The sequence below is a fragment of the Thalassotalea sp. G20_0 genome (assembly GCF_017744175.1).
Lineage (GTDB): Bacteria > Pseudomonadota > Gammaproteobacteria > Pseudomonadales > Endozoicomonadaceae > Endozoicomonas.
The window spans coordinates 1-1903 of sequence record NZ_JAGHQV010000169.1; the positions used below are offsets into that span (position 1 = coordinate 1).

The 1903-nt window shown below is 52.2% G+C and carries 1 protein-coding gene; it reads right to left on the reverse strand.

The window, feature by feature from the left end; translation table 11 throughout:
- Positions 1–1889 (reverse strand): proprotein convertase P-domain-containing protein (locus J7438_RS25285; protein WP_209278814.1); only part of this gene is annotated, 1889 nt, incomplete at its 3' end.
- Positions 1890–1903: the final 14 nt, after the last annotated feature.

Here is a 1903-nt window from a genome sequence, read left to right on the forward strand (position 1 = left end):
GCATCCCCCACCAGAACATCATCACCGTCAGTCACCACCCCATAAGGCTGGCTATTGGCAAAGACAAAGTGACTCTCATTAACCAAGTTCATGGCCACATTAAACAGGTTAACGAAATAGGGTTCATCACCATTATTAATGGTGATACGCGTTACAGGCAGACCATTAAGCACACTCTGGGTAATCACCAGATCCTGAAACCCGCGCACGCCATCCAGCCGGGAAAGATCAATACGATCGCCTCCGGTTGCAACATCAAAATCCGCAATAAAGTTTGAGGTAGACATCCTCAACACGCCATTGGATGAACTCAGGCCAAGGCTCTGGCTACCGGCTCCATCCTGCTTCAGGATATAAATGTCGGATCCCGCCCCGCCCAACAAACCGGTAACCACGTTGGCTCCCGTGGACGACAGATCAATATGACCGGTGTCGCCTTCCAGATAGAGCGTATCATCACCAGCCTGTCCCTGGACCAGGTCATCACCGGCACCACCCTCAAGGTGATCGTTACCATCACCACCCAGCAGATTATCCTGGCCAGAGTCACCATACAGCCGATCATTACCCGCTTCTCCAAACATCAGATCATTTCCACTGCCGCCAAACAACAGGTCGTCGTCACCACCGCCTTCAAGCCGATCATTGCCCTGACCACCCTGCAGCCAGTCCGTGCCCGCTGTATTGGTAATGTATTCTCCATCCAGAAAGTCATGACCATCCCCACCGTCCAGAACATCATCGGTACTGGTTGACCCTATAGCGTCATTTCCTCCTGAAGCAAAGTACGTCATATCTCCCATATTATCCGGTAGCAGGCCGTTCTGAACGGCATCGTTTCCTACCCATATTGTTGACGTGGCCAATAGATCCAGATAATCATCCAGCAGGGTTTCATCGGAAATAAAAGTAAAGTCCTGCTCCGACAGTGTCGAGACCTGCACATTCTTCAAAATCACCGTCTGGGTGCCATCATCCCCAAAGGTCAACTGCACATCGGCACCCACCTGAGTGACGCTGAGGTGAGTAAAGTCCTGTACAGTCTGGAAACCGGCCAGCACGATCTTTTCCTGCCCCCCGTTACCAAAGTCCACCAGGGTATCAACAGCACCCGCTTCTGGCCGGATGATAAAGAAATCCATGCCCGCACCACCGGTCAGGCTGTCATTCCCCGCGCCACCAAAGAGCACATCAGCACCGTTGCCACCGGATAAGGTGTCATTGCCCCGGTAACCTCTCAACCAGTTGGATCCATCATTACCAATCAGGGTATCGTTTCCGTCCCCCGTCGTGGCATGCTCAATCTCCGTTCCCGATTGAATGGTTAACGTTCTCTCCGCAATCTGGCTGGATGCTCCCTGATTCAGGTTAATCACCGTATCACTGGTCACGGCGGCTGCATTAATTGTGTCAACACCACCGTTAGTATCAGACAACAGCGAGCGTACACCAGTCCCTACCTCACCAAACTCGTTGGTGTAGAAATAGGTATCATCCGGTGTTGCCAGGTCCCCAAAGGTCACCAGCTTGGCACCATGAAGGATTCCGGAAGCACCACCTGCTGCATCAATAATCTCAAGGGTCCAGGTTCCGCCACTGGTCTCCCCCCAGTTGCGGGTGGAGTTAAAGGCGTAGTCCATAGCCAAAGATCGGTGATCACCCGTGTCACTGGCTGCACTGTCAGGCGTCTTGCCTGGTCGGTTCATCAGAACACTCTCTGTACCATCCGGTGAAATCAGTTTGATAATCAGGTCACCAATGCGCTCATGCTCAAAATTGAGTGCCAGGGAGGTGTGCTCGATAAGAATCCCTTCTTCAAGGGTAAAGGTATGGCGCAATACGCCGTTGTCGGGAATGGCCTTACTATTGAAGTTGATACTGGACTCCACATAGTACTCAGGCC